Origin of the sequence: Halomonas sp. Ps84H-12 (assembly GCF_024124725.1) — a bacterium.
Lineage (GTDB): Bacteria > Pseudomonadota > Gammaproteobacteria > Pseudomonadales > Halomonadaceae > Vreelandella > Vreelandella aquamarina.
Map to the genome: position 1 here is coordinate 51,932 of NZ_JAMXSJ010000012.1, position 24,544 is coordinate 76,475.

Below are 24,544 nucleotides of genomic sequence, written 5' to 3' on the forward strand. Positions count from 1 at the left end.
TAACGGGAAATCAACGTCGGGTGCTTCCACCCACATGAGGGGTATTATGCTGTTTGCAGACTCAATGTCACTGCTGTGGTTCAGTTATTACGGTCTTTCACTGCTGGTGCTGCTAGCGGTTTACTTTGGATTGGCATTTTTGCCGCGTTTGCCTCGGCTCATCGTGACATGGGGCGTGGCGGGGGCGATGTGGATGCCTGCCAGTTATCGGCTGCCACTGGTCGAAGAGGGTGAGTTCTATAGCGGTTGGGCACCGTCCGCTATGGTCGCTGCCGTGGGCGTTTTTGAGAACAGTGCCACTGCTCTGCGCAACGGCTTGCTCTGGTTAGTCTTAGGAATAGTCCTAGGCGCGGGGATTGGTGTAGCGCTGTGGTGGTGGCGTCGTCCTGCGCCTGTTGAAGACACGCCTGCCCGCCGCCAAGTGGAGGACCCACAGCCTACTCGCCGCCGCGAACCGGTTATCCGTTAATGCGACTGGCATCAAGGGGGTGGGCCAATGTGTGAGCTATTGGGTATGAGCGCTAATGTGCCTACCGATATCTGCTTTAGCTTTTCAGGCTTTTTACATCGCGGTGGTGGCACAGGCCCTCATCGCGATGGGTGGGGCATCGCCTTTTATGAAGAGGGCGGCTATCGCGAATTTAGAGACCCTCACCCTTCTGTGGATTCACCGATTGCGCGTTTAATTTGCGACTACCCCATCAAATCAAATGTTGTGATCAGCCATATTCGCCAAGCCAACGTAGGCGGCGTGCGATTGGCCAACACGCACCCCTTTGCTCGTGAAATGTGGGGGCGGCCCTGGTGCTATGCCCATAATGGGCAATTAAGTGATTGGCAGGAACTGCCTTTAGGGGTTTACACCCCGGTTGGCAATACCGATAGCGAACACGCGTTTTGCTGGTTAATGGGCGAGTTGCGCCGGGTGTTTCCAACGCCACCGGCTGCCCCAGAAACGCTTTGGGAAAAGCTCCATGACCTCTGCGAGCAGCTAAGAGGGCTGGGCGTTTTTAATCTACTCCTTTCTGACGGCGTCCATCTTTATAGCTACTGCTCTACCAAACTGGCGCACATCACTCGCCGTGCGCCTTTTGGTGAAGCGGAGTTGTCAGATGCAGAGATGACGGTCAATTTTATCGAGCACACCACGCCTAACGACATTGTCTCGGTGATTGCCACCGAGCCACTGACTCAAAATGAAGCATGGCAGCGCATGGTGCCTGGGGAGTTATTGGTGTGGAGAGAGGGAGAAATTAACGCTCGATACTGTCCATAAGATAAGTCCCGGTGATGGACTATAAGCTAAAGTTGAAACGCAAGTTTCAATCGATCGTTTTACAGTGTCATAAACGTCGTATATCGTTGGCGTTTAATCTCTTTATACAACCACACCACAATAACAAGGTCGGTCTCACATCGACACGGATAGCGGAGATAGCCCATGAGCGAACACGCCAATACTCCTATTTTAAGCGGACCAGCGCTTGAAGGATTGGATCAATATCACTCTGTTACGGATGTTTTTCACTCGGCGGTCTCTCGCTTTACCAACAAGCCTGCCTTCACCTGCATGGGGAAGACGCTGTCGTTTTCCGACCTTGACCGTCTCTCAGCCCATTTTGCCGCCTGGCTTCAGCATGAAACCGACTTAGTGCCTGGCGATAGAATTGCTATACAACTGCCCAACGTACTGCAGTTTCCGGTGGCGGTATTTGGTGCTTTGCGGGCGGGGCTTGTAGTGGTCAATACCAACCCGCTATACACCGAGCGGGAGATGGCGCATCAGTTTAAAGACTCCAATGCTAAAGCCATTGTGATTCTGGCCAATATGGCCGACAAGCTTGAGAAAGTGCTCGATAAAACGGAAATCAAGCATGTATTGGTCACGCAGCTGGGCGATTTACACGATGTGCCTAAGCGTTGGTTGATTAATGCGGTTGTGAAACACGTCAAGAAAATGGTGCCTGCATACTCATTGCCAAGTGCAGTGGGCTTTCGTGATGCCCTGAAAAAAGGAGCATCGTTAAAGCACACGCCCGTTGAGCGCAATATGGACGACTTAGCGGCGCTGCAGTATACCGGGGGCACCACCGGTATGCCGAAAGGTGCCATGCTGACCCACCGTAACCTAGTGGCCAATATGCTTCAGGCACGCTCGGCTATTGGCGAGCATCTCACGGACGGCGAAGAGCTGGTGATTGCACCGCTGCCCGTGTACCACATCTACACCTTTACCGTGAACTGCCTGTTCCTGATGGAAACCGGCAACCACTCGCTGCTGATCACTAACCCCCGCGACTTGCCGAATTTCGTTAAAGAGCTGAAGGGGCTGCCGTTCACGGGTTTTATCGGCCTCAATACGCTGTTTAACGCGCTGTGCAATCGGGACGATTTCAAGCAGCTCGACTTCTCTAAGTTGAAGCTGACCATTTCAGGCGGCATGGCGTTAACCAAAGCGGCGGCACAGCGCTGGGAAGAGACCACCGGCTGCCCGATCGCCGAAGGTTATGGTCTAACGGAAACCTCGCCGATTGTCAGCTTCAACCCTAACGATGCGATTCAACTGGGCACGATTGGTAAGCCGGTCGCGGGCACCTCGGTGAAAGTGGTCGATGCTGATGGTAACGATGTGCCGCTTGGCGAGCCGGGCGAACTTTGCGTGCAAGGCCCGCAGGTCATGAAAGGGTACTGGCAGCGTGAAGAAGAGACGCGCAACGCTATTGATGAAAACGGCTGGTTCCATACTGGCGATATCGCCGTGCTGCAGGACGATGGCTACATCAAGATCGTTGATCGTAAAAAAGACATGATCCTGGTGTCGGGCTTTAACGTCTACCCCAATGAGGTTGAAGACGTAGTAGCCGCCCACCCCGATGTGCTGGAAGCGGCGGCTGTTGGCGTTGCCGACGAGAATGCAGGGGAGGCTATCAAGCTGTTTGTGGTGTCCAAAAACAGCCAGCTTGACGCTGAAACGCTGCGCGCTTGGTGTAAGAAAGAACTAACGGCCTATAAAGTGCCCAAGTACATCGAGTTCCGCGACGAGCTGCCGAAAACCAACGTCGGTAAGGTGCTGCGTCGCCAACTGCGCGACCAGGAAACAACCCATGCGCCGTAAGGGTTGAACACTCGGTCAAGCGGGCGTTAGGCGTCTCGTTCGCGAAAGCGTTACAATGGTCGGCCCACTTACGAGTGGGCCGACGTTTATTCTGAGATGGAACCGAGCCTAACGTGACCACCGACACGCACTCATCCCGCATCGATACCCCACAAGACAACGCCCCCTCGCTTACAGCGCTCACTGAGTCGCTTACAGCGCTCACTGAGTCGCTGAGTCACGTTATGCTGCGTGATCAGGAGCGGCTCTCGCGTCGTGTGGCGGGCCTGCGGCGTCGGCAGCGAGAAAAGAAGCCGATCGACCGCGGCTTGAACGAGGTGGAGCGGGAAGTCGACAAAGCCAAGCAACTGCTGGCGCAGCGCGAAGCCCTGCGCGTGACGCTGGATTACCCGGCAGAGCTGCCGGTGGTAGAGCGCCGTGAGGATATTCTTGCCGCGATTCGCGACCACCAGGTGGTGGTCGTGGCAGGGGAAACCGGCTCGGGTAAAACCACGCAGCTGCCCAAAATGTGTTTAGAGCTTGGCCGAGGCCGAAAAGGGTTGATTGGTCATACGCAGCCACGGCGGCTGGCTGCGCGCAGCGTTGCAGGGAGGCTGGCGGAAGAGTTGAGCGTGCCGCTAGGCGAGCAGGTGGGCTATCAGGTGCGCTTTAACGACCAAAGCTCGCCGAGCACACTCGTTAAGCTGATGACCGATGGCATCCTGCTGGCTGAGACGCAGCACGACCCGCTGCTGCTGCGCTACGACACGCTGATTATCGACGAAGCCCACGAGCGTAGCCTTAACATCGATTTCTTACTGGGTTACCTCAAGCGTCTGCTGCCTAAGCGCCCTGATTTGAAAGTCATCATTACCTCCGCAACGATCGACGTGGAGCGCTTTGCGGCCCATTTCGGCTCGCCTAAAACGCCTGCGCCGGTGGTCGAGGTGTCTGGACGCACGTTCCCGGTAGATGTCCACTACCGCCCGCTGGTGCGCAGCGAAGAGGACGAGGATGACCGCACGCTGCAGGAGGGGATTTTGCATGCCGTGCGTGAGATCGAAACAATCGAGCGTGAAAAAGGCTGGCTGCATGGCCCCCGCGATGTGCTGGTGTTTCTACCCGGCGAGCGGGAAATCCGCGAAACCGCCGATACGCTGCGCCGCGCGGATTTAAAGGGCACCGAGATTCTGCCGCTGTATGCACGGCTCTCTAATGAGGAGCAGAACCGGGTGTTTGCTCCCCACCGTGGGCGTCGCATCGTACTGGCAACTAACGTGGCTGAAACGTCGCTCACCGTGCCGGGAATTCGCTATGTTATCGACCCTGGCCTTGTACGCATTAGCCGCTACAGCTACCGGGCGAAAATCCAGCGGCTGCCCATTGAGCCGGTCAGTCAGGCAAGCGCCAATCAGCGTAAGGGCCGCTGTGGGCGGATTGCGGAAGGCGTGTGTATTCGTCTTTATGACGAAGAGGATTTTCTATCACGCCCTGCATTTACCGACCCGGAGATTCAGCGCACCAACTTAGCATCGGTCATTCTTTCAATGCTGGCGCTCAAGCTCGGCAATATTGAAGACTTCCCCTTTGTTGATCCGCCCGATGGCCGCTTTGTCAAAGATGGCTTCCGGCTGCTATTTGAACTGGGCGCAGTAAATGATAAGCAACAGCTTAGCGCCCTGGGGCGTAAGCTGGCGAAACTACCCATTGACCCGCGTTTGGCCCGTATGGTGTTGGCCGGTGCAGAGCGAGGCAGTCTGCGGGACGTGCTGGTCGTGGTCTCTGCGCTGGCGATTCAAGACCCCCGTGACCGGCCCGCTGACAAGCGCCAAGCCGCTGACCAAGCTCACCAGCGCTGGCACGACCCAGACTCCGATTTCGTTGCGCTGCTAAATTTATGGCATGGCATCGAGAATGCTCGTGAAGCGTTATCGGGCAACCAACTGCGCCGCTGGTGCCGTGACCACTACATTAACTACCTGCGCATGCGCGAGTGGCACGATACGTTCCGCCAGTTGCGCCAATTGCTGCGGGATATGGACATCGAGGTACCTGCGCCGCTGCCTCGTGATGAGAACGAGAGCGAAGAGCAGGCCAAGCAGGCAAGGCGAAAAACATCCGGCAAGCTGCACCAGGCGCTGCTGTCGGGCCTGCTCTCCAACTTGGGCACGCTGCTTGAGAATCGAGAGTACCTTGGTGCACGTAACCGCAAGTTTATGATTCACCCTGGCTCTGGGCTGGCGAAAAAAACACCCAAATGGGTCATGGCCTTTGAGCTGATTGAAACCACCAAGCTGTTTGCGCGCACCGTCGCAAAGATCGACCCGCAGTGGATCGAGCCCCAAGCGCAGCATCTGGTGAAAAGTAGCTATAGCGAACCCCATTGGGAAATGAAGCGCGCGCAGGTCGTGGCGTTTGAACAGGTCACTCTGTTTGGCCTGCCGATTGTGGCGCGCCGTCGCGTCCATTACGGGCCGATTGCGCCCCAGGAGTCGCGGGAGCTGTTTATTCGTCGGGCGCTGGTGGAAGGCGAGTTCCAAACCAAAGGAGAATTCTTCACCCATAATCGTGCGCTGATCGAAGAGGTAGAGGCGCTAGAAGATCGTGCCCGCCGACGGGATATCTTGGTGGACGAAGAGACGCTGTTCGCCTTCTACGATGAGCGGATACCCACCGATATCGTTAACGGCAAGGGCTTTGAACACTGGCGCAAGCAGGCCGAGCGCCAAGATCCCACGCTGCTGAAGTTTGATATCGATGCGCTAAAAGCTCGGGATGCCCACGACGTTACTCAGGCGCAGTACCCAGATCATCTAACGCTTTCTGGGGTGGCTTACCCGGTCAGTTACCATTTCGACCCGGATGCCGACGATGACGGCGTGACGCTCACGGTGCCCGCCGCCATGCTGCCTCAGCTGCCTGTTCACGCGTTAACGTGGTTAGTGCCAGGGCTGCTGCGCGAAAAGTGCATTGCACTGCTGAAATCGCTGCCGAAAAGTATTCGCCGCCAAGTGGTGCCCATCCCCGACTGGGTCGATGCCGCGCTGGAGACTCTCGTGCCTGATGAGCGGCCGCTCACCGAAGCGCTGGGGGAATTTATCCGTCGCCGCACCGCCACTCGCGTTCACTCAGATGATTGGCGTCTTGATCTGCTGCCGCCGCATCTCATTATGAACGTGCGGGTCGTTGATCATGCGGGTAAAACGTTAGGCCAAGGACGCGATGTGCGTGCGCTGGAGCGACGTTTCGAAGAGGCGGCGAGTGCAGGCGCCCAGGCGCTGGCCGATCAGGCAAGCCAAGCGCCCGCCTTGGATGAGTTACCAGAGTCGCCGCTGCCCGAGTCGCGGGTAACGACTCAGGCCGGTATCCGAGTGGAAGCTTACCCAGCACTAATGGCCGAGGCCCATAGCTTTAAAGTGGCGCTTTTTGATCATCCCGCGAAGGCGGCGGCGGTTCACCAGGAAGGCGTGGCACGCTTGGCCATTGCCAAGCGGCCAGAACAGGTGAAAGCCATCAAGCGCTTACCTGGCGTGGAAAAGTGCGCTCTACTCTTTGCTAAAGTGGGTAGTAAACAAGCATTAGTGGATGATTTGCTGCTGGCGGTCTTCACGCAGGTGGTGGCAACACATCCGCTGCCACGCTCTGCCAATGAGCTCACCGAGCGGCTTAAGGCAACCGAAAGTGAGCTGATTCCTTATGCAACATCGCTACTGACACGCATTGAAGAGGCGCTTAAAGGGCATCTGGCGGTGACCAAAGTGCTTAAAGGGAAGCTTAACTTTGCCCTAGCGCTCGTTTACAGCGATGTAAGCGCGCAGATGCAGCGCTTGGTTTATCCTGGCTTTATTCGCGATGCAGGGGAGTGGCTTAGCGAATATCCGCGCTATACCGAAGCGGCTCTCATCCGCCTCGATAAAGCGGCCCGTGAACGTGGTCGTGACCAAATGATGATGCAGGATGTCCAAGCCCTAGAGGCTCGTTTTGATGCGCGGCGAAAAAGCGAGCGCAGAGGTGCCGCTGAAGACCCTGAATTGGTCTCATTTGGCTGGTGGATACAGGAGTTGCGAGTATCGCTATTCGCCCAGCAGCTAGGCACTCAGATGCCGGTATCCGTGAAGCGCTTGGAAAAGCGTTGGGAAGAGATTACCAGCGTTTAATGCTAAACGAGCAAGCGCTTAGGCTTAGATAGGGCGGGGTAGACATTCCCGCCATACGCTATTTTACTGACGGTTTCGGCTATGTGCCTTGAGGCCGCAATAAGGAGACAGGCATGACCAATGTAGTGATCACCGGTACAGGACTCTATACACCGGAAAACGCCATTGATAACGCGGCGTTGGTCGCTGCTTTTAACGCGTGGGTTGATCACCATAACTCCCAGCATGCGGATGCCATCGCGCGTGGAGAGCAAGAAGCACTTGCTTATTCCAGCAGTGAATTTATTGAGAAAGCCTCGGGAATTAAAAGTCGCTATGTGCTCGATGCCCAAGGGATCCTTGACCCTGAGCGTATGCGGCCTAAACTGCCTCAACGTCATAATGATGAACCATCTATTCAGTGTGACATGGCGACCCAGGCAGCGCGTCAGGCGCTAGAAACGGCACAGGTCGATGCCGCCGATATTGAGCTGGTGATTGTGGCCTGTTCAAACTTAGAGCGTGCCTACCCGGCGGTCGCGGTAGAAGTGCAGCAAGCGTTGGGAACATCGGGTTACGGCTTTGATATGAACGTGGCGTGTAGCTCCGCCACGTTCGCTTTAGAAACAGCGGCCAATGCGATTGCGTCAGGCAGCGTAAAACGCGCGCTGATTGTGAATCCAGAGATTTGCTCTGCGCATTTGAACTTCAGAGATCGTGACAGCCACTTTATTTTCGGCGATGCTTGTACGGCTATGGTACTGGAAAATAGCGATGTTGCTGTGGCCAACGAGCGTTACGAAATTCTGGGAACGCGGCTTGTGACTAAGTTTTCCAATGCGATTCGCAACAATGCGGGCTTTTTAAACCGCGTGACCGATAGCGATCCGCAGGCGTTAGATAAGCTGTTCGTTCAGGAAGGACGCCGCGTTTTTAAAGAGGTGTGCCCCATGGTCGCTAAGCTTATCACTGACCATCTCGCTTCATTAGAGCTGTCGGGGGCGGATTTAACGCGGATGTGGTTACATCAGGCCAACCGCCATATGAACGATTTGATTGCACGTAAAGTGCTGGGTGAAGAACCCAACGAAGCACAGGCACCGATTATTTTAGATCGCTATGCGAATACCAGCTCAGCGGGTTCGATTATCGCTTTCCATCTTCACCGTGAGGCACTGTTGGAAGGGGATATCGGCGTTATTTGCTCGTTTGGGGCGGGGTACAGTGCAGGCAGTGTGGTGCTACGTCGCCAGTAATAGGCCGATGATGCCTATCACCGGCTATGTTAGGAATAGCGTTCTATGTTGAAAGAGGAAATCGCATGCTGAGGCTGTTGGCACCGCAAAAAGAGGGTCTAAGCACATGGCAGAAGCTATTGCCTATCGTGTTGCTAGCCACGTTAAGCATGGGAGGGTGTGCCAGTACGGGGTCTTCTCAAGAGGAAGACGCTGCGCAAGAGCGTGTAGCGGCAGACCCGCAGGACCCTTGGGAGGGCTTCAACAGGCGTGTGTTCGCGTTTAATGATGTGCTGGACCGCTACGCCCTCAAGCCCGTTGCACGAGGGTATAAGGCAGTCACTCCCGAGCCGGTGCAAACTGGGGTTGGCAACTTTTTCTCCAACTTAGGCGAAGTGCGTACCGTGCTCAATAGCCTGCTGCAGGGCAAACCCGCCAACGCGGGGTTAGCAACATCACGATTCTTGATCAACTCGACGGTGGGTATTGGCGGCTTGCTTGACTATGCCACGCTCATGGAAATTACCGCGGATAAAGAAGATTTTGGTCAAACCATGGCCGTGTGGGGCTGGGAGGACTCGCGCTATTTAGTGTTGCCTCTGCTAGGTCCGCGCACGCTCAGGGATGCCTCTGGCTTGCCAGCCGATTCCGCTGCGAATCCCATTACGTATATGGACGATCATCAGCTACGTGCAGGCCTGACGGCACTCGATATTATTCACCTTCGCGCGGGCTTGTTAGACCAAGAATCGTTGATTTCGGGGGATCGCTACCGGTTTGTCCGCGATGCCTATTTGCAGCGCCGCCAGTTTGAGGTGAATGACGGTGTGCTTGGCGAAGACCCGTTTGCCACAGATGATTTTGATTTCGACGATACCGACTTCGGTGACGACGATTTCGCCGATTGAGGCCTAACATGGATCACGCTAAGCAGTTGATCGCGGTAATCGACGAGCCCGGTGCAGAGCGTGACGCGCTGGCTGAGGCGATTACCTGTGACGGTATGTGGGTGTTTGCTGCAGATAATATTGACCATCTGCCTAGTGGCACGGCGCTGATTGTCGCGCATGCTCGGGCAGTGCCGCGTCAACAGTGGTCTCAGTTGACCCACCGGTTGCCAACCCTGGTCGTCAGCGACTCTCGTCAGGATGCTGACTTGATTAAGGCCATTGATGTGGGGTTGGTGGACTACATCGTTCATCCGCTGCGACATACCGAGCTGCTGCGCCGAATGATTCGTAAGGCGATTGAGCTTCACACCTTAGCCCAAGAGCGTGATCGTGATCGTGAACGTCTCGCTGAACTCAATGGGAGCCTTGAGACTCACCTTGCGCTACTGCGGATGGACCAGCAAAGCGGGGGGCATATTCAGCGGCGTTTGTTGCCAGCGCATCCTAAAGTGATCAACGGCGTTTATTACGACTACTGGTTTGCGCCATCGCTTTATTTGTCGGGGGATTTTCTCGACTATCAGCGTTATAACGACCGTTTTAGCGCGTTCTATTTTGCCGATGTCTCTGGGCATGGAGCGTCGTCGGCCTTTGTCACGGTGCTGCTGAAGTATTTGTGCAACCGATGGTTAAGCGAGTGGGATGGCCAAGCGCCAGAGCGGCTGCCGCCTGATTGGTTAGCGGCGATGAATCGTGAGCTTCAGGATACCAACATTGGTAAGCATGCCACGTTATTCGTCGGTGTTATTGACCATGAAGCGCATACTCTTCACTATTCGCTCGGCGCACAGCTACCGATGCCGCTGTTGGCGGCTGACGGTAAGCTGGAGCGCTTAACCGGGGAGGGAATGCCGGTAGGCCTTTTCCCAGATGTGGAGTATCCTGCGCTTAGCTGTGCTTTACCGGCCAACTTTCGTTTGTGGCTGTGTTCAGACGGTGTATTGGAATGCTTGCCGGGTAAAACGCTCGACACGCGGCTCACGGAACTTGAGCAACTCGTTAGCGAAAGTGTCACGCTTGAGCAGTTGCGCGATCGGCTAGCCAAAACCAATTCGCTTTTGATAGAGGGCGATGAGGATGATGAGGCGAACCAGGACCGCGATGCTTTACCCGATGACCTGACAATCATGATGGTGAGCGGATTTGGTCATGCTGATTGAAGAGGGCCGCATTAAAGCGGCGTTCAACTCTGGTGTTTTTGTGTTAAAACTCTGTGGCGATGTGCGGTTAACGCTATGCGCCACGCTAGATACCCAAGCGCAACGTCTTGCTGAAACCCCTGGCCTTCAGGCGGTGATGATTGACCTGCGCGAAGCGACCAATGTCGACTCAACGGCGCTGGGTTTTCTGGCCAAAGTAGCCATGGCGGTTAAAGGGCGGCTGGAACAGCCTCCGACGATTATTGCTGATAACCCTGATGTACGGCAAATGCTGGACGTGATGGGCTTCGCGCGTTTTTTTACTCTGATGGAAGCGCCTCTGCAGCCTAGTGCAACACTTAACTCTTCTATGCAAGACCTGCCCGCTGAGCCTGCAGATGAAGAAGGCTTGCGTACGCGTATTCTCGAGGCGCATCGCATTTTAATGCATATGAACGAGCATAATCGCGAACAGTTTCAGCCGCTGGTAGAGATGCTTGAAGCGCAATCCACAGTGGCACATAAATAAAACACCCTCTTACCTAGTCGATAAGAGGGTGTGATGGATATGCTACCCAAACTGGCTGGAAGCAATTAGCTCTGCCGTAGTTTGCCAAGTAGCTCTTCAAGCTTGCGCTGGTCGGCCATGAATTTACGAATGCCTTCAGCCAGCTTGTCAGACGCCATTTCATCTTCGTTCATTTGCCAACGAAAATCTGCTTGGGCTAGCGCCTGCTCTGCTGAGCTGCTGGCACCCATGGGCGTTAGCTGGCGGGGAAGGTCGCCCTGTAGTTCATCTAACTCGTTAAGCAGCGCAGGGGATATAGTGAGGCGGTCACAACCTGCCAAGGCTTGTATTTCGCCTACGTTACGGAAGCTGGCTCCCATCACAATCGTTGGATAGCCGTGACCCTTGTAGTAGTCATAAATACGCTTAACCGATTGTACGCCAGGGTCATTGGCGCCGCTGAAGTCAGCTTCCGGCGAGCGCGCTTTGTGCCAGTCGAGAATACGGCCCACAAACGGTGAAATCAGCGTAGCGCCAGCATCGGCACAGGCCTGCGCCTGAGCAAAGCCAAACAGCAGCGTCAGGTTGGTGCGAATGCCATCGCGCTCAAGCTGGCGGGCCGCTTGAATGCCTTCCCAGGTGGACGCCATTTTAATCAAAATACGCTCAGGGCCGACACCATGCTGGGCATAGCGCTCAATTAGCGAGTGCGCTTTGGTAATGGTGGCATCACGGTCAAACGAGAGGCGGGCACTGACTTCTGTCGACACATAGCCCGGCACCAGCTTGCTAATCTCGCTGCCAATATCCACCGCGACACGGTCTACCGCGTCGTCGAGATCGGTGCTCTCTTTGGCGATGCTTGCCAAGCGAGCGCGGCGCTCTTCCTGCTGGGCAGCTTGAAGGATGAGAGAGGGGTTGGTAGTTGCATCCTGGGGCTGGAAGCGGCGAATAGCCTCAAGGTCGCCCGTATCAGCAACCACGGTGGTCATTTCTTTTAATTGGCTTAATAGGCTAGTGGCCATGCAATGCTCCTTGGTTGTCCTGTGGGGTACTTTAGCAAGGGCCGCGCGTGGCGAACAGACACCGACAAATGAATTGAAATCGATTATGATTAGCGGCCTACCTTTTCGGCGGCACGCGCCGCTTTTTTTATGCCCATTTTAAGGAGGCTTATGGAACTTAATCCTCGTCGGGTGGCTTGGTTGGTGGCCGCCAACACAGCGCTTGCGCCTTTCGCGATTGATGCCTATCTGCCTGCCATCGGCATACTGGCTGAGAGTATTAATGCCAGCATTCACCATACTGAACTCTCGATCAGTATGTTTTTGTTTGGATTTGCATTGGGTCAGCTCTGCTTTGGGCCGTTATCAGATCGGTTAGGCCGGAAGCCGGTGCTGTTAAGTGGGCTAGTGGTCTTTATGCTGGCCAGCCTAATGATTACCACTGCCGATAGCTTAACGTCGCTATTGGTTTGGCGCTTTATTCAAGCGTTAGGGGGCGGCGCCTGTGTGGTGAACTCGGCTGCCATCGTACGCGACTGTTTCAGCGGGCGTGAGGCGGCTAAGGTGATGTCCACCATGGCCATGATCATGATGCTGGCCCCGCTGGTGGCACCGGCGGTGGGTAGCCTGCTGCTTCACATTGCTGGCTGGTGGCTCATCTTTATTTTCCTGGCTGTTTATGCCGGTTTCTTACTTTGGCTGTTAGGTACGCGCTTACCTGAAACCCGCGATACCAACTTGCCTGCGGCCTCGCCTCGGCAAGTGATCCGCAACTATGCAAGCGTGCTGCGCCACAAAGAGGGCATGGGTTATATCTGTGCGGTAGCCGCTTCGTTTGCCGGGCTATTTGCCTTTGTGACCGCATCGCCATTTTTATACTTGGACTATTTTTCGCTTTCGCCAAGCGTCTACCCACTGGTGTTTGGGGTCAACGTGGTGGTGATTGCACTCTCCAATCGCGTCAATATTCACTTGCTGCGCAATCGCACACCACAGCAGAACCTGCGCTTAGGACTGGCTGTTCAGCTGGTGGCCGCCCTGGGTCTTGTGTTGGCCACGGCGCTTAACGTGGCGTCGCTCTATGTGGTGGTGCCGCTGGTGATGATGTTTACGGGCATGATTGGTCTGATTACGCCCAATGCCATCTCTTCACTTCTGGATCATTTTGGCCATATCAGTGCCACGGCTACCGCACTGCTGGGTGGCATACAGTTTAGCTGTGGGGCGCTGGCAGGTGTCTTAGTAGGGCTGTTCCAGGTTGAGCACTTATGGCCCATGGTGCTGACCATGTTAGGTGCTGCCCTGCTGGGTAATATCGGTGTGAGAATGCTAACCCAAGCCCCAAAGGTGGATGATGCGTTGTAATGGATAGCCTGCTGCAGTGGTTAGAGGTGCCCTTGGATAGCTGGTTAGCCTGCGCAGCTGTACTGCTGTTAGGTGCCTTTGTACAGCGGGCCACGGGCTTTGGCTTGGCGGTGGTGGGTGCGCCACTGCTGTTGATGATAGAGCCACGGCTGGTGCCGGTGATTTTGGTGCTGTTTGGTTTCACTGTCTCTTTGATGATGGTGCGCCGTTACTGGCATGAGGTGAGGTTAAGGGAAATAGGCGTTGCCCTGATTGGACGCTTACCGGGTAACGGATTGGGCATTTGGCTGTTGCTGGCAGCGCCGATGGTTGTGCTGGAAAAGTTAATTGCCGCCATCGTGCTATTTGCTGTGCTGGTCACGGTATGCCGCTTCGAACTGCCGGTGAACCGCTTCACGCTATTTGTGGCGGGCATTCTCTCCGGCGTTTTTGGGACGGTGGCGGCCATCGGCGGGCCGCCCATTGTGCTACTCATGCACGGTTTCTCACCTGACCGCATGCGCGGCAACTTAGCAGCCTTTTTTGTCCTAACCTCTCTATTAACCCTGCTGACGCTGGCGCTGGCAGGGCAGATCAGCGTTTGGCACTTCAAGCTGGCGCTTACCTTTCTTCCTGCTGTCTTACTGGGCAATGCACTGGCCGATACCATCGCCCATCGATTGGATAAACAACTGCTGCAGCGCTTGTCATTGGGGTTATGCACCCTCGCAGCGCTTGGCTTACTGCTATAGGCGAAGCAGCCGAACAAAAAGTTTGGCTGTTTTTTTTCGATGTCATAAAGATGTCATCGAAGCGGTGCAAAGTACGTCATGCGAAGGCCAGAACCCTACATCGACAGGAGTATTTCGCATGAACCGTATTCTAAAAACTACCGTCATTGCGGCGGCTGTAATGAGCGTTGCCGGTGTGGCACAGGCGCGTGACCAGATTCGTATCGTTGGCTCCAGTACTGTTTACCCGTTTGCCAGCTACGTTACTGAAGAGTTTGGAGCGCTGACCAACTACCCGACGCCAGTGATCGAGTCCACGGGTTCTGGTGGTGGTATTCGTCTGTTCTGTAACGGTGTTGGTGAAGGCACTCCGGACATCACCAACGCTTCTCGTCGCATGAAGCCTTCTGAGCTTGAGCGTTGTGAAGAGAACGGTGTGACTGACGTTACCGAAGCCAAAATTGGTTCTGACGGTATCGTTCTAGGCTTGGCGGCTACTAACGAGCCGATCGACCTGACGCTTGAGCAAATTTTCCTGGCGGTGGCCGCCCAGGTGCCGGTCGACGGCGAACTGGTAGATAACCCCTACACCAACTGGAGCGACATCGACGCTTCTCTGCCGGATCGCGCCATCTCTATCTATGGCCCGCCCAGCACTTCCGGTACCCGTGATGCTTTCGAAGAGCTGGTGATGGAAGCCGCCTCTGCCGAAATGGACATCTACGGTGAAGAAGGTTACACCGATATCCGTACTGACGGTGTTTACATCGACGCCGGTGAGAACGACAACCTAATCGTTCAGCGTCTGGCGGAAGACACCGGTGCCTTCGGTATCTTCGGCTACTCCTTCCTGGTTGAGAACCCGGACACCATCATGGGTGCGACCATTGGCGGTGTTGAACCTGAAGTAGAAGCCATCAGCTCTGGTGAGTACCCGGTTGCTCGTTCACTGTGGTTCTACCTGAAGAACCAGCACGCTGACGAAGTCACTCCGATGTATGAATACGCCAACATGTTCATGGAAGACCAGATGATCGGTTCTGACGGTTATCTGGTAGACATCGGCCTGATTCCGCTACCGGAAGCGGAGCGTGAGCAGGCTCGCCAGAAAGTTGCTGACCGCGTTAAGCTGGTTGCTGCTGATCTGGAATAATCGCTAGCACATATAATCGCTAGCACATAGTGACAACATGGCCGGTAGCCTTTGCTACCGGCCATTTGTTTTTGGGTCACGCTGTCTTTCTTTGTCATATTGCTGTCATGTTTTTAATCCAAAGTAGCAGCCAACACGATTTCATTAGGTGATGCGAGAGAAATTCGATGCAAACAAACCAGCTACTTTTACTCTTTTGCACAGTGCTCTTGCTGCTTGGGCTAGTGGCCTTTTTTGTGGGCCGAGCGAAGGCTGCGCGGGTCCGTGCTTCTGGCGCGGCGATGTATGCACAGCCTGACCAATATGCGTGGTTTGCTGTTCTCTCAACAGCAGGCCCTGCGGTGCTGGTGGGGGCGCTAGGCTCGCTACTGTTATTACTGTTAGGCGCAGATATTCCGCCCATGTATTTATTAGCAGCTAGTTTAGTGGTCGCTGCGGCTGGTTTGGCGGTTGGTGTGGCTCAAGTGAAGCCCCATTTTCACGCTCGCCAAGCCATTGAACGGGTGATTCGCTGGGTGCTAACCGGCGCCGCGATGATATCGATCTTTACTACCTTCGGTATTCTGTTTTCGATCATTTCGGAAGCCCTGCGCTTTTTCCAAATGCACAGCTTCTGGGAGTTCATTACCGGTACAACCTGGAACCCTGGGGCGAGCTTCCTAGCTGCCGCTGGACGCGGCGATGGTAGTGGCGCGCAGTTTGGCTCGGTACCGCTGTTCGCCGGTACCTTCATGATCACCGCGATTGCCCTGCTGGTGGCGGTGCCTATTGGCCTGCTGTCGGCTATTTACATGTCGGAGTACGCTCCACAGCGGGTGCGCACGATTGCTAAGCCGGTGCTTGAGGTGTTGGCAGGTATTCCCACGGTGGTTTACGGTTTCTTCGCCGCCATTACCGTCGCGCCGATTATCGTCAATATTGCCGGCTTCTTGGGTCTGGATGCCTCTTACAACAACGCCGTTGCCCCTGGCATCGTGATGGGCATCATGATCATCCCGTTCATCTCGTCGCTCTCTGATGACGTGATCAACTCTGTGCCTGACAGCATGCGTCAAGGCTCGCTGGCACTAGGGATGACGAAAGGTGAAACCATCCGGGACGTGGTCATACCTGCGGCACTGCCCGGTATCATTTCCGCCGCACTGCTAGGCATGTCCCGAGCGCTGGGTGAAACCATGATTGTGGTGATGGCGGCGGGTATGCGCCCGAACCTAACGGCCAACCCGCTAGAAGACATGACCACCGTGACCGTACGCATCGTGGCATCACTCACGGGCGACCAAGAGTTCGAGAGTGCTGAGACGCTGTCAGCGTTCGCCCTGGGCCTGGTGCTGTTCGTTGTGACTCTAACGCTCAACCTGGTATCTGTACTAATGATCCGCCGCTTCCGCGAAAAATACCGCGTGAACAACCTGTAACGCCGAGGAACTGATTCGATGAGCCACTCTTTTGACGAGATCAGCCAGCAGCTTAAGCGGCGTCACCGTAAGTCGGCACGCCTGAAGTGGATCTCCATGGGCGCGCTGGGCTTAGCAGGCCTGTTCTTAGTGCTGTTCTTTGCTGACATGCTGAGCAAAGGCCTACCTGCTTTCCAGCAGGCCTATATCAATACCGAAGTTCGCTACACCGAAGAAGCGAGCCGCGATGGTCGCCTAGCGTTTGAGGAGGAGCTGCTGCCGCTGATTAGCCGCACGGTGGTACGCGTTATTCCGCTACAGCTGCGCAACAACCCAGAAATGATCGGCACCTCTGAGCAGCGCTGGATGCTGGCCACCAGTGAGGTGGATCAGTACCTTAAAGGGCATCGGAACCGTCTAAGCGACGAAGAAAAAGCTGAGATTGATGAGCGTGTTGCCACCGGTCAGGTCGACTTGCGCTTTAATAAGACGTTCTTCGGTTCTGGGGATTCGAAAATCGCCGAGAACGCCGGTATCTTGTCGGCGGTGGTCGGTACCATCATGACCATGATCGTGACGCTGTTGATCTCTTTCCCCATCGGCGTGATGACGGCTATTTATCTGGAAGAGTTTGCCCCGGATAACCGCTTTACACAGCTGATCGAGATCAACATCAACAACCTAGCAGCGATCCCATCGATTCTATTTGGTTTGTTAGGTCTGGCGATCTTTATCAACTTCTTTGGTGTACCACGCTCATCTCCGCTGGCAGGCGGTATGACCCTGGCGCTGATGACCCTTCCCGTCATCATCATTGCCACCCGTACGGCACTGCGTAGCGTGCCGGACTCCATTCGCCATGCGGCATTTGGTGTAGGCTGCTCGCGCTGGCAAGTGGTGCGCGACCACGTTCTGCCGCTAGCGATGCCCGGTATCATGACCGGTTCGATCATTGGCCTAGCGCAGGCGATGGGTGAAACTGCACCGCTGATCATTGTGGGGATGGTGGCCTTTATTCCGGATGTCAGCGCTTCCTTTACCCAGGCAGCCACGGTCATGCCTGCGCAGATCTTTACCTGGTCAGGTGAGCCGGAGCAGGCCTTCGTTGAAAAAACCGCTGGTGGCATCCTAGTGCTACTGTCTGTGCTGATTTCGCTCAACGCCTTTGCCGTTGTGCTACGCAAGAAATTCGAGCGTCGCTGGTAAGCCGGCGCCCAAGAGGACACCTTATGAATAGCCAAGCACCCGTTATGAATCAGCAGCATGCACCAGACGTTGGCCAGCCTTACACACGTAATGAGCAAGCATGCCACGACCTCAGTATTCGTGTTCGCGATCTCAATTTGTGGTACGGCAAGAGCCAAGCGTTGAAAGGGCTGAATATCGACCTGTTCCAGAAGAACGTGACCGCGCTGATTGGCCCTTCGGGGTGCGGTAAGTCGACCTTTTTGCGCTGCTTGAACCGTATGAACGACTTGATTCCCAGCGTGCATATTGAAGGTCTGGTGGAGATGGACGGCCAGGATGTGAATGCTGGCAAGATGGATGAAGTGGCGCTGCGCCGCCGGGTGGGGATGGTGTTCCAAAAGCCTAACCCGTTCCCGAAATCTATCTACGAGAACATCGCCTACGCACCGCGTATGCACGATTTGGTGAGCCGTAAAGCCGATCAAGATGAGCTGGTCGAGAAGGCCCTGCGCGATGCCGGTTTGTGGAACGAAGTGAAAGACAAGCTGCAAGAGCCGGGCACCTCGCTCTCTGGTGGTCAGCAGCAGCGTCTGTGCATCGCACGGGCGATTGCTGTTCAGCCTGACGTCATTTTGATGGATGAACCGACCTCAGCCCTGGACCCGATCTCCACGGCCACCATCGAAGATTTGATGGATAAGCTGAAAGAGCAGTTCACCATCGTGACCGTGACGCACAACATGCAGCAGGCGGCGCGCGTGGCGGACTACACGGCGTTCTTCCATCTGGGGGAAATCATCGAGTACAACGATACGAAAGTAATGTTCTCGACCCCGGCACAGAAGAAAACCGAAGACTATATTTCTGGCCGTTACGGCTAAATAGACCGCTGTTTGTTGGCCCGCTGTCATGGCGGGCTTTCAAGCAGCGTTTTTTTGACTGTTGATATATGTTTTTTCGTATATAAGCGGTAGGCTTGGCCTTTATTGCATACTTGGAGACAACCCTATGTCACTTCGCATCGGTATTAACGGATTTGGCCGTATTGGACGCCTAGCGCTGCGCAGCCTTTGGTCGCAGGTAGCGGCAGGCGAGGTGACGTTGGTGCGTATTAACGACCCCGGTGGTGATGCGGCCACCTTTGCCCATTTATTGGAGTTTGATTCCGTCCACGGCCAATGGGCGCCGGGGCAGGGCATGGCAGCGCGTCAGGATGCCATTGTCATTGATGGGCATGAGGTGGCCTTTAGCACTCATAAAACCATTGCGGAAAGCGATTGGTCCAGCTGCGATGTGGTCATCGAGTGCTCCGGCAAAATGAAAAGTACCGACAAGCTGAATGCTTACCTGGATCAAGGCGTTGGGCGCGTGGTGGTGAGTGCGCCGGTGAAAGAGGAGGGCGTGCTCAATGTGGTGGTGGGTGTGAATGACCACCTGTTTGAGCCAGCCAAGCACCGTATTGTCACGGCCGCTAGCTGCACCACTAACTGCCTAGCGCCGGTCGTCAAAGTGATCCTTGAGCATTTTGGTATTCGTCACGGTTCCATGACCACCGTGCATGACATTACCAATACCCAAACCATTTTGGATGCCCCTCATAAAGACCTGCGTCGTGCCCGCGCCTGCGGCATGAGTCTCATCCCTACTACCACGGGCTCGGCGAAAGCCATTACGGCAATTTTCCCTGAACTGGAAGGCAAACTTAACGGCCACGCGATCCGCGTACCGCTGGCTAATGCATCGCTCACCGATATGGTGTTCGAGCTTGAACGAGAAGTGACCGTTGATGAGGTGAATCAAGCGCTCAAGGCTGCCGCCGATGGCCCCCTCAAAGGCATTCTGGGCTATGAAGAGCGCCCGCTGGTATCGATTGACTACCGTACGGACCCGCGTAGCTCGATTATTGATGCCCTCTCTACCATGGTGGTGAACGGCACTCAGTTAAAGCTCTACGCGTGGTACGACAATGAGTGGGGTTACGCCAATCGTACCGCCGAGCTGGCACTTATGGTGGGTGGGGAGCCGGTTGGTCGTGGCTGAATCGCTGCTGGATAACGTCAAGGCGCTACCGTTCGAGGTGCGCCAGTACATGCTGATTACCGGCAACTACTGGGCGTTCACCATTACCGACGGCGCGCTGCGGATGCTGGTGGTAATGTATTTCCACCAGCTCGGCTACTCGCCGCTGCAAATCGCCATGCTGTTTCTGTTCTATGAAGCGTTTGGCGTGGTAACGAACTTGGTGGGCGGCTGGCTAGGGGCGAGACTGGGCTTGAACCGCACTATGAATGTGGGGCTAGGGCTGCAAATTGTGGCGCTCGCCATGCTAATGGTCCCTGCTGGTATGCTGACCGTTGTGTGGGTCATGGCCGCCCAGGCGCTGTCGGGCATTGCCAAAGACCTCAATAAAATGAGCGCTAAAAGCGCCGTGAAGGTGCTGGTGCCGGCCACGAGTGCCAATGCCAACAGCGCCTTATACCGCTGGGTCGCTATGTTGACCGGCTCTAAAAATGCCCTGAAAGGCCTAGGCTTTTTCGTTGGCGGTGTGCTGCTCACGCTGATTGGCTTTCGTGGGGCGGTCATTGCCATGGCCATCATGCTGGGTGCTGTGCTGCTACTATCGCTCTGGCGCCTCAAAGCAGATTTAGGCAAGCAAAAAGTCAAACCCAAGTTCTATGAGATCTTTTCAAAATCCCGCGCCATCAACGTGCTCTCGGCCGCGCGGTTTTGTCTGTTTGCTTCTCGTGATGTGTGGTTTGTCGTGGCGCTGCCGGTCTTTCTTTATGATCAACACGGCTGGAGCCACTGGACCGTAGGTGGCCTATTGGCGGCCTGGATCATCGGCTATGGTGGCGTACAAACCCAAGCACCAAAACTCACAGCCCTGCTAAAAGGCGATGCGCGAACCATCACCGCTGGCTGGGCCGCCGCCCTGGCCGTTCTGGCCATTCTGCTTGCGCTACTTCCCTTGGCGCAGGTGGGCTGGCTGGTGGTGGGCCTGTTGGCGTTTGGCGTGCTGTTTGCCGTGAACTCCAGTTGGCACAGTTATCTGATCGTTCACTATGCCCGCGCTGACGGCGTCTCGATGGACGTCGGGTTTTACTATATGGCCAATGCCATGGGGCGCTTGGTCGGCACGCTGCTCTCCGGGTGGCTCTACATGGAATACGGCCTGAGTGCCTGCCTTTGGGTGGCGGCTGCCTTGGTGGCGGCAAGCTCTATGATGGCCCTTGCATTGCCTAAGCAGGCAGCGTGAGCGATGTGCACCATGCCGATTCACGGCGCGGGCGTGTCCTAGTGCCCAGCGCGTAGCGGGGCACCATCGACAAATAGCCGCTGCAGCTTCCACCACCCTTCCACCCGGAGTCGTAAGCCCTGATGGGTAAGCTCCGGGGCTATCCAGAGCGTCGCTCCTTGCAGCTGGTGGCATTCAAACGTTGAGGTCTCTTTGGGGGCAGATGTCTCGGCGATGGCGATGCGCGACGTGCCTCCGCAGCAGCCGTGACGGGGTGAAAACCGTACGGTGACCATGCCCCCTTGTTGCTTGATAAAAGCGGCGGCTTTTTCTTCTATTTCAATGATCGGGTCCATCGCTTCTTGAGCGCCCCTTACGTCGGTGGATAGGCAACATGCTCACCATCCTCTTTCACAAAGTGCGCCACCGGCCGGTCCAGCAGCGTCAACACCTGTTCGGAAGGTCGGCAGAGTTTTGCGCCTTTGGGTGTGATAACGATAGGGCGATTGATGAGGATTGGATGTGCCATCATGGCGTCGATAAGCTGATCATTGCTTAACGTCGGGTCATCCAATGTGAGTTCATCGTAAGGCGTGCCTTTGCGGCGCAGCAGCTCTCGCGGTGGTAGCTTCATCATCGCCAGCAGTTCTACCAAGCGCTCTCGGCTAGGCGGTGTTTCAAGGTAGAGGATCACTTCAGGGGACTCCCCTGATGCCTTGATCATGGCCAGGGTATTGCGCGATGTGCCGCAGTTAGGGTTGTGATAAATGATTACTGACATGGAGGAGCGTCACGCTGACTAGGAGTTTGATTGATAGCAGGGGATAAGCGGGTGGGGTCTTGCTCGGCTTTATACGCTTTGGCGGCGTTTGCCCACCACATCAATTGCACTAGCGTCCGACCAAAATAGCCTTCCCAGCGCTCTTGCTCTGCACGGAATTGTCCATCGTTATCGAGGGCTTTTGGATACCTGCTCGCCCAGGCGAGCAGGCGCGGGAGGCGTTGACGTTCTGGTTGAGCCGAGAAAAATCAAATAGTGCGCCATCAAGCAGACTCCTTAAGCATGAGTAGGGAAGTGCTGACGCGTGTTATTGGCAATGCGCACCAGGGCCAGCATCAGCGGTACCTCTACCAGTACACCCACCACCGTTGCTAGAGCAGCGCCCGATTGCAGGCCAAACAGCGCAATGGCGGCGGCCACGGCAAGCTCAAAAAAGTTGCTGGCACCAATCATCGCCCCGGGCGCAGCAATAGGGTGCGGTACGCGCCACGCTTTCGCCCAGCCATAGGCAATGAAGAAGATCAAAAACGTCTGCAGAATTAGCGGAATGGCGATAAGCACAATATGCAGCGGATTGTTCAGAATGACATCGCCCTGAAACGCGAAAAGCAGTACCAGGGTAATGATCAGCCCCATCGGCGTGATAGGTCCAATGCGCTTCATAAAGGCGTTGTCGTACCACTGGGCACCGCGCTTAGCGATAAGGGTTTTCCGCGTGAGGTAACCTGCCGCCAGGGGAATGACGATGTAGAGCACTACCGACAGCAGCACCGTATCCCAGGGTACCTGAATATTGGAAATACCCAGCAGAAAGACCACGATCGGCGCAAAGGCAAACAGCATGATCAGGTCGTTGAGGGCGACTTGTACCAGCGTGTAGGCCGCATCGCCACGGGTAAGGTAGCTCCAGACGAAAACCATCGCGGTGCAGGGCGCCGCACCCAGCAAAATGGCCCCCGCAAGGTACTGGCTGGCCAGCGCATCAGGGATCCAAGGTTTAAAAATCACCATAAAAAATAGCCATGCCAGGGCAAACATGGTGAAGGGTTTGATGAGCCAGTTCACCGTGGTGGTGATGGCCAGCCCTTTTGGCTGGCGGCGCACGCCAGCGATCGCGCTAAAGTCAATTTGCGCCATCATGGGAAAAATCATCGCCCATATCAGTACGGCGATCGGGATCGACACCTGCGCGTATTCAAAGCGTGAAAGAGCCTCGGGAATGGCGGGAGCCCACTGGCCTAGCGCAATACCGGCCACAATCGCAGCGGCGACCCAAAGCGACAGATAGCGTTCAAAAAGCCCCATATCAGCACTGCTGGGGGCTGCCTTCTCCTGATGTGACATGCTCGCTCCGTGATTATATGGCCCGCTGGTTAACGCGCTTGGAGAGCTCTTCGGCGCTCTCTTTACGCTCTGAGTATCGGTCGGTGAGCAGGTCGCTGCGCTCTCGTACCAGTAGAGTGAATTTTACGAGTTCTTCCATGACATCCACGATGCGATCATAAAACGGCGAGGGCTTCATGCGGTCGTTGTCATCGAACTCCATAAAGGCTTTTGGCACGGACGATTGGTTAGGGATCGTCACCATGCGCATCCAGCGGCCCAAAATGCGCAGCTGGTTCACCGTGTTAAAAGATTGTGAACCACCGCAGACCTGCATCACGGCCAGGGTTTTGCCTTGGGTAGGGCGTACGCCGCCCAAAGCCAGGGGTATCCAATCAATTTGTGCTTTCATAATGCCTGTCATCGCCCCGTGACGCTCTGGCGAGCACCACACCATCCCATCTGCCCACTGTGCTAGGGAGCGCAGCTCTTCCACCTTAGGGTGGCTGGCATCTTCGGCATCAGGAAGCGGCAGGCCACGCGGGTTAAAAATGTGTGTTTCAGCGCCCATCGCGTTCAGCAGGCGGGCGGCCTCTTCAACCGCCAAGCGACTAAATGAGCGCTCGCGTAGCGATCCGTACAGCAGCAGCACCTTTGGTGCAGGGCGCGAAGAGGGCGGTAACCCCAATGATTCGAGGCTAGGGGCTTGGAAGAGCTCAGGGTCGAGATTGGGTAAATCCGCAAGCAGGGCCATGGGGGCTCCTTGGTGAAAGCAGCAATAGATGGCTTTCATGATATATGTTTTTTCGTATATTTCTAGCCGCCTGCTTGAGCTGCAATATCTCCGTCATCATCTGGGCGTATGGTGGCGATGTAAAATTAAATAAGAGGTTGTTGAATTATGTCGAAGCGTCGCGTGCTCTTTCTCTGTAATGCCAATTCTGCGCGCTCTCTCATGGGAGAAGTGCTACTTCGCCATATGGCCGGTGATCGCTTCGAATCCTTCAGTGCAGGCTCTGAACCCGACGAGCCTCATGCGCTAACCCTTGAAGCCTTAAAAAAGCAGGGTCTTTCGACAGAGGGGCTGCACAGTAAGTCGCTGGATCAGTTCGAGAACGAAGCGTTCGACGTAGTGATCGTGCTGTGTGACAAAGCTCAGCAGGCGTGCCGCGATTGGCAAGGGAAAGCAGGCGAAATTTTATTCTGGGACATCCGTGACCCTCGTCTGATCAGTAAGTTGGACGCTTACGAGCAGGCGCTGTTCGAGATCCGCCGCCGTTTACAGCTGTGGCTACCGCTGCAAAAAAGCTGATCATTTCTATCTCG

Annotated in this window: 22 protein-coding genes; 17 read left to right on the forward strand and 5 right to left on the reverse strand. The window is 55.5% G+C overall.

The features are described from left to right. Positions 1-46: 46 nt before the first annotated feature. From NH344_RS08055 to NH344_RS08090, 8 genes are all read left to right on the forward strand, one after another. Positions 47-469: a hypothetical protein gene (locus NH344_RS08055; protein WP_058576301.1), complete on the forward strand. Its 423-nt coding sequence runs from the start codon at positions 47-49 to the stop codon at positions 467-469. 27 nt (positions 470-496) lie between these two features. Further along, complete coding sequence (locus NH344_RS08060; RefSeq protein WP_074210766.1) at positions 497-1,276, forward strand: class II glutamine amidotransferase; 780 nt, start codon at positions 497-499, stop codon at positions 1,274-1,276. Positions 1,277-1,441: 165 nt separating this feature from the next. Then, positions 1,442-3,115, forward strand: coding sequence for an AMP-binding protein (locus NH344_RS08065; RefSeq protein ID WP_058576302.1), 1,674 nt, complete (start codon positions 1,442-1,444; stop codon positions 3,113-3,115). Positions 3,116-3,339: 224 nt separating this feature from the next. After that, entirely contained in the window at positions 3,340-7,251 is a 3,912-nt protein-coding gene (gene hrpA, locus NH344_RS08070) for an ATP-dependent RNA helicase HrpA (protein ID WP_253027741.1), read from the forward strand. Between the two features lie 113 nt (positions 7,252-7,364). After that, complete coding sequence (locus NH344_RS08075) at positions 7,365-8,486, forward strand: beta-ketoacyl-ACP synthase III (RefSeq protein ID WP_137094458.1); 1,122 nt, start codon at positions 7,365-7,367, stop codon at positions 8,484-8,486. A 65-nt stretch (positions 8,487-8,551) separates the two neighbouring features. After that, on the forward strand, positions 8,552-9,373 hold the full coding sequence (locus tag NH344_RS08080) for a VacJ family lipoprotein (RefSeq protein ID WP_137094456.1): 822 nt from the start codon (positions 8,552-8,554) through the stop codon (positions 9,371-9,373). An 8-nt stretch (positions 9,374-9,381) separates the two neighbouring features. Next, a complete protein-coding gene (locus NH344_RS08085; RefSeq protein WP_044630118.1) occupies positions 9,382-10,575 on the forward strand; it encodes a fused response regulator/phosphatase in 1,194 nt (397 codons plus the stop codon). Further along, positions 10,565-11,083 carry an STAS domain-containing protein gene (locus NH344_RS08090; protein WP_044630117.1) on the forward strand — a complete coding sequence of 173 codons (519 nt, stop codon included), beginning with the start codon at positions 10,565-10,567 and terminating at the stop codon, positions 11,081-11,083. The genes NH344_RS08085 and NH344_RS08090 overlap by 11 nt, the downstream gene beginning before the upstream one ends. A gap of 65 nt (positions 11,084-11,148) precedes the next feature. On the opposite strand, the gene tal is transcribed toward NH344_RS08090, so the two are convergent. Then, positions 11,149-12,087, reverse strand: a complete 939-nt coding sequence (gene tal / locus NH344_RS08095) for a transaldolase (RefSeq protein ID WP_058576304.1) — start codon at positions 12,085-12,087, stop codon at positions 11,149-11,151. Between the two features lie 150 nt (positions 12,088-12,237). Here tal and NH344_RS08100 point away from each other — a divergent pair, with 150 nt between their 5' ends. The 8 genes from NH344_RS08100 to arsJ all read left to right on the forward strand — a co-directional run bounded on the left by NH344_RS08100 (position 12,238) and on the right by arsJ (position 21,135). Further along, the gene (locus NH344_RS08100) at positions 12,238-13,431 is read left to right on the forward strand and encodes a multidrug effflux MFS transporter (protein ID WP_044630115.1); all 1,194 of its coding nucleotides are present in this window, start codon (positions 12,238-12,240) and stop codon (positions 13,429-13,431) included. Further along, on the forward strand, positions 13,431-14,162 hold the full coding sequence (locus NH344_RS08105) for a sulfite exporter TauE/SafE family protein (protein ID WP_083024534.1): 732 nt from the start codon (positions 13,431-13,433) through the stop codon (positions 14,160-14,162). The genes NH344_RS08100 and NH344_RS08105 overlap by 1 nt, the downstream gene beginning before the upstream one ends. 118 nt (positions 14,163-14,280) lie before the next feature. Further along, positions 14,281-15,294, forward strand: a complete 1,014-nt coding sequence (locus tag NH344_RS08110; protein ID WP_044630113.1) for a substrate-binding domain-containing protein — start codon at positions 14,281-14,283, stop codon at positions 15,292-15,294. A gap of 167 nt (positions 15,295-15,461) precedes the next feature. Further along, complete coding sequence (gene pstC / locus NH344_RS08115) at positions 15,462-16,712, forward strand: phosphate ABC transporter permease subunit PstC (RefSeq protein WP_062359116.1); 1,251 nt, start codon at positions 15,462-15,464, stop codon at positions 16,710-16,712. 18 nt (positions 16,713-16,730) lie between these two features. Next, positions 16,731-17,897: a phosphate ABC transporter permease PstA gene (gene pstA, locus NH344_RS08120; RefSeq protein ID WP_089675902.1), complete on the forward strand. Its 1,167-nt coding sequence runs from the start codon at positions 16,731-16,733 to the stop codon at positions 17,895-17,897. Between the two features lie 23 nt (positions 17,898-17,920). Next, positions 17,921-18,760, forward strand: coding sequence for a phosphate ABC transporter ATP-binding protein PstB (pstB, locus tag NH344_RS08125; RefSeq protein ID WP_044630110.1), 840 nt, complete (start codon positions 17,921-17,923; stop codon positions 18,758-18,760). A 127-nt stretch (positions 18,761-18,887) separates the two neighbouring features. Continuing rightward, complete coding sequence (locus NH344_RS08130; protein ID WP_044630109.1) at positions 18,888-19,919, forward strand: ArsJ-associated glyceraldehyde-3-phosphate dehydrogenase; 1,032 nt, start codon at positions 18,888-18,890, stop codon at positions 19,917-19,919. Continuing rightward, positions 19,912-21,135, forward strand: a complete 1,224-nt coding sequence (gene arsJ, locus NH344_RS08135; protein WP_044630108.1) for an organoarsenical effux MFS transporter ArsJ — start codon at positions 19,912-19,914, stop codon at positions 21,133-21,135. The genes NH344_RS08130 and arsJ overlap by 8 nt, the downstream gene beginning before the upstream one ends. A gap of 38 nt (positions 21,136-21,173) precedes the next feature. Here the strand turns inward: arsJ and NH344_RS08140 are convergent, their stop codons facing one another. The 4 genes from NH344_RS08140 to arsH all read right to left on the reverse strand — a co-directional run bounded on the left by NH344_RS08140 (position 21,174) and on the right by arsH (position 23,972). Further along, positions 21,174-21,470 carry a CC/Se motif family (seleno)protein gene (locus NH344_RS08140; protein ID WP_044630107.1) on the reverse strand — a complete coding sequence of 99 codons (297 nt, stop codon included), beginning with the start codon at positions 21,468-21,470 and terminating at the stop codon, positions 21,174-21,176. A gap of 17 nt (positions 21,471-21,487) precedes the next feature. Then, positions 21,488-21,895, reverse strand: a complete 408-nt coding sequence (gene arsC, locus NH344_RS08145) for an arsenate reductase (glutaredoxin) (RefSeq protein ID WP_044630106.1) — start codon at positions 21,893-21,895, stop codon at positions 21,488-21,490. A 276-nt stretch (positions 21,896-22,171) separates the two neighbouring features. Beyond that, complete coding sequence (arsB, locus tag NH344_RS08150; RefSeq protein WP_044630104.1) at positions 22,172-23,239, reverse strand: ACR3 family arsenite efflux transporter; 1,068 nt, start codon at positions 23,237-23,239, stop codon at positions 22,172-22,174. 13 nt (positions 23,240-23,252) lie between these two features. Continuing rightward, the gene (arsH, locus tag NH344_RS08155; protein ID WP_054641343.1) at positions 23,253-23,972 is read right to left on the reverse strand and encodes an arsenical resistance protein ArsH; all 720 of its coding nucleotides are present in this window, start codon (positions 23,970-23,972) and stop codon (positions 23,253-23,255) included. Between the two features lie 147 nt (positions 23,973-24,119). Here arsH and NH344_RS08160 point away from each other — a divergent pair, with 147 nt between their 5' ends. Next, positions 24,120-24,530 (forward strand): arsenate reductase ArsC, encoded by a 411-nt coding sequence (locus tag NH344_RS08160; protein WP_044630102.1) that lies wholly within the window; start codon positions 24,120-24,122, stop codon positions 24,528-24,530. Positions 24,531-24,544 lie beyond the last annotated feature (14 nt).

Coding starts and splice junctions, on each gene's coding strand:
- NH344_RS08075 (WP_137094458.1), top strand. CDS start 7,365: ATGACCAATGTAGTGATCACCGGTACAGGACTCTATACACCGGAAAAC.
- NH344_RS08085 (WP_044630118.1), top strand. CDS start 9,382: ATGGATCACGCTAAGCAGTTGATCGCGGTAATCGACGAGCCCGGTGCA.
- tal (WP_058576304.1), bottom strand. CDS start 12,087: ATGGCCACTAGCCTATTAAGCCAATTAAAAGAAATGACCACCGTGGTT.
- pstA (WP_089675902.1), top strand. CDS start 16,731: ATGAGCCACTCTTTTGACGAGATCAGCCAGCAGCTTAAGCGGCGTCAC.
- arsH (WP_054641343.1), bottom strand. CDS start 23,972: ATGGCCCTGCTTGCGGATTTACCCAATCTCGACCCTGAGCTCTTCCAA.
- arsB (WP_044630104.1), bottom strand. CDS start 23,239: ATGTCACATCAGGAGAAGGCAGCCCCCAGCAGTGCTGATATGGGGCTT.
- NH344_RS08060 (WP_074210766.1), top strand. CDS start 497: ATGTGTGAGCTATTGGGTATGAGCGCTAATGTGCCTACCGATATCTGC.
- pstC (WP_062359116.1), top strand. CDS start 15,462: ATGCAAACAAACCAGCTACTTTTACTCTTTTGCACAGTGCTCTTGCTG.
- NH344_RS08090 (WP_044630117.1), top strand. CDS start 10,565: ATGCTGATTGAAGAGGGCCGCATTAAAGCGGCGTTCAACTCTGGTGTT.
- NH344_RS08105 (WP_083024534.1), top strand. CDS start 13,431: ATGGATAGCCTGCTGCAGTGGTTAGAGGTGCCCTTGGATAGCTGGTTA.
- pstB (WP_044630110.1), top strand. CDS start 17,921: ATGAATAGCCAAGCACCCGTTATGAATCAGCAGCATGCACCAGACGTT.
- NH344_RS08160 (WP_044630102.1), top strand. CDS start 24,120: ATGTCGAAGCGTCGCGTGCTCTTTCTCTGTAATGCCAATTCTGCGCGC.
- NH344_RS08130 (WP_044630109.1), top strand. CDS start 18,888: ATGTCACTTCGCATCGGTATTAACGGATTTGGCCGTATTGGACGCCTA.
- NH344_RS08140 (WP_044630107.1), bottom strand. CDS start 21,470: ATGGACCCGATCATTGAAATAGAAGAAAAAGCCGCCGCTTTTATCAAG.
- NH344_RS08065 (WP_058576302.1), top strand. CDS start 1,442: ATGAGCGAACACGCCAATACTCCTATTTTAAGCGGACCAGCGCTTGAA.
- arsC (WP_044630106.1), bottom strand. CDS start 21,895: ATGTCAGTAATCATTTATCACAACCCTAACTGCGGCACATCGCGCAAT.
- NH344_RS08100 (WP_044630115.1), top strand. CDS start 12,238: ATGGAACTTAATCCTCGTCGGGTGGCTTGGTTGGTGGCCGCCAACACA.
- NH344_RS08110 (WP_044630113.1), top strand. CDS start 14,281: ATGAACCGTATTCTAAAAACTACCGTCATTGCGGCGGCTGTAATGAGC.
- hrpA (WP_253027741.1), top strand. CDS start 3,340: ATGCTGCGTGATCAGGAGCGGCTCTCGCGTCGTGTGGCGGGCCTGCGG.
- NH344_RS08055 (WP_058576301.1), top strand. CDS start 47: ATGCTGTTTGCAGACTCAATGTCACTGCTGTGGTTCAGTTATTACGGT.
- NH344_RS08080 (WP_137094456.1), top strand. CDS start 8,552: ATGCTGAGGCTGTTGGCACCGCAAAAAGAGGGTCTAAGCACATGGCAG.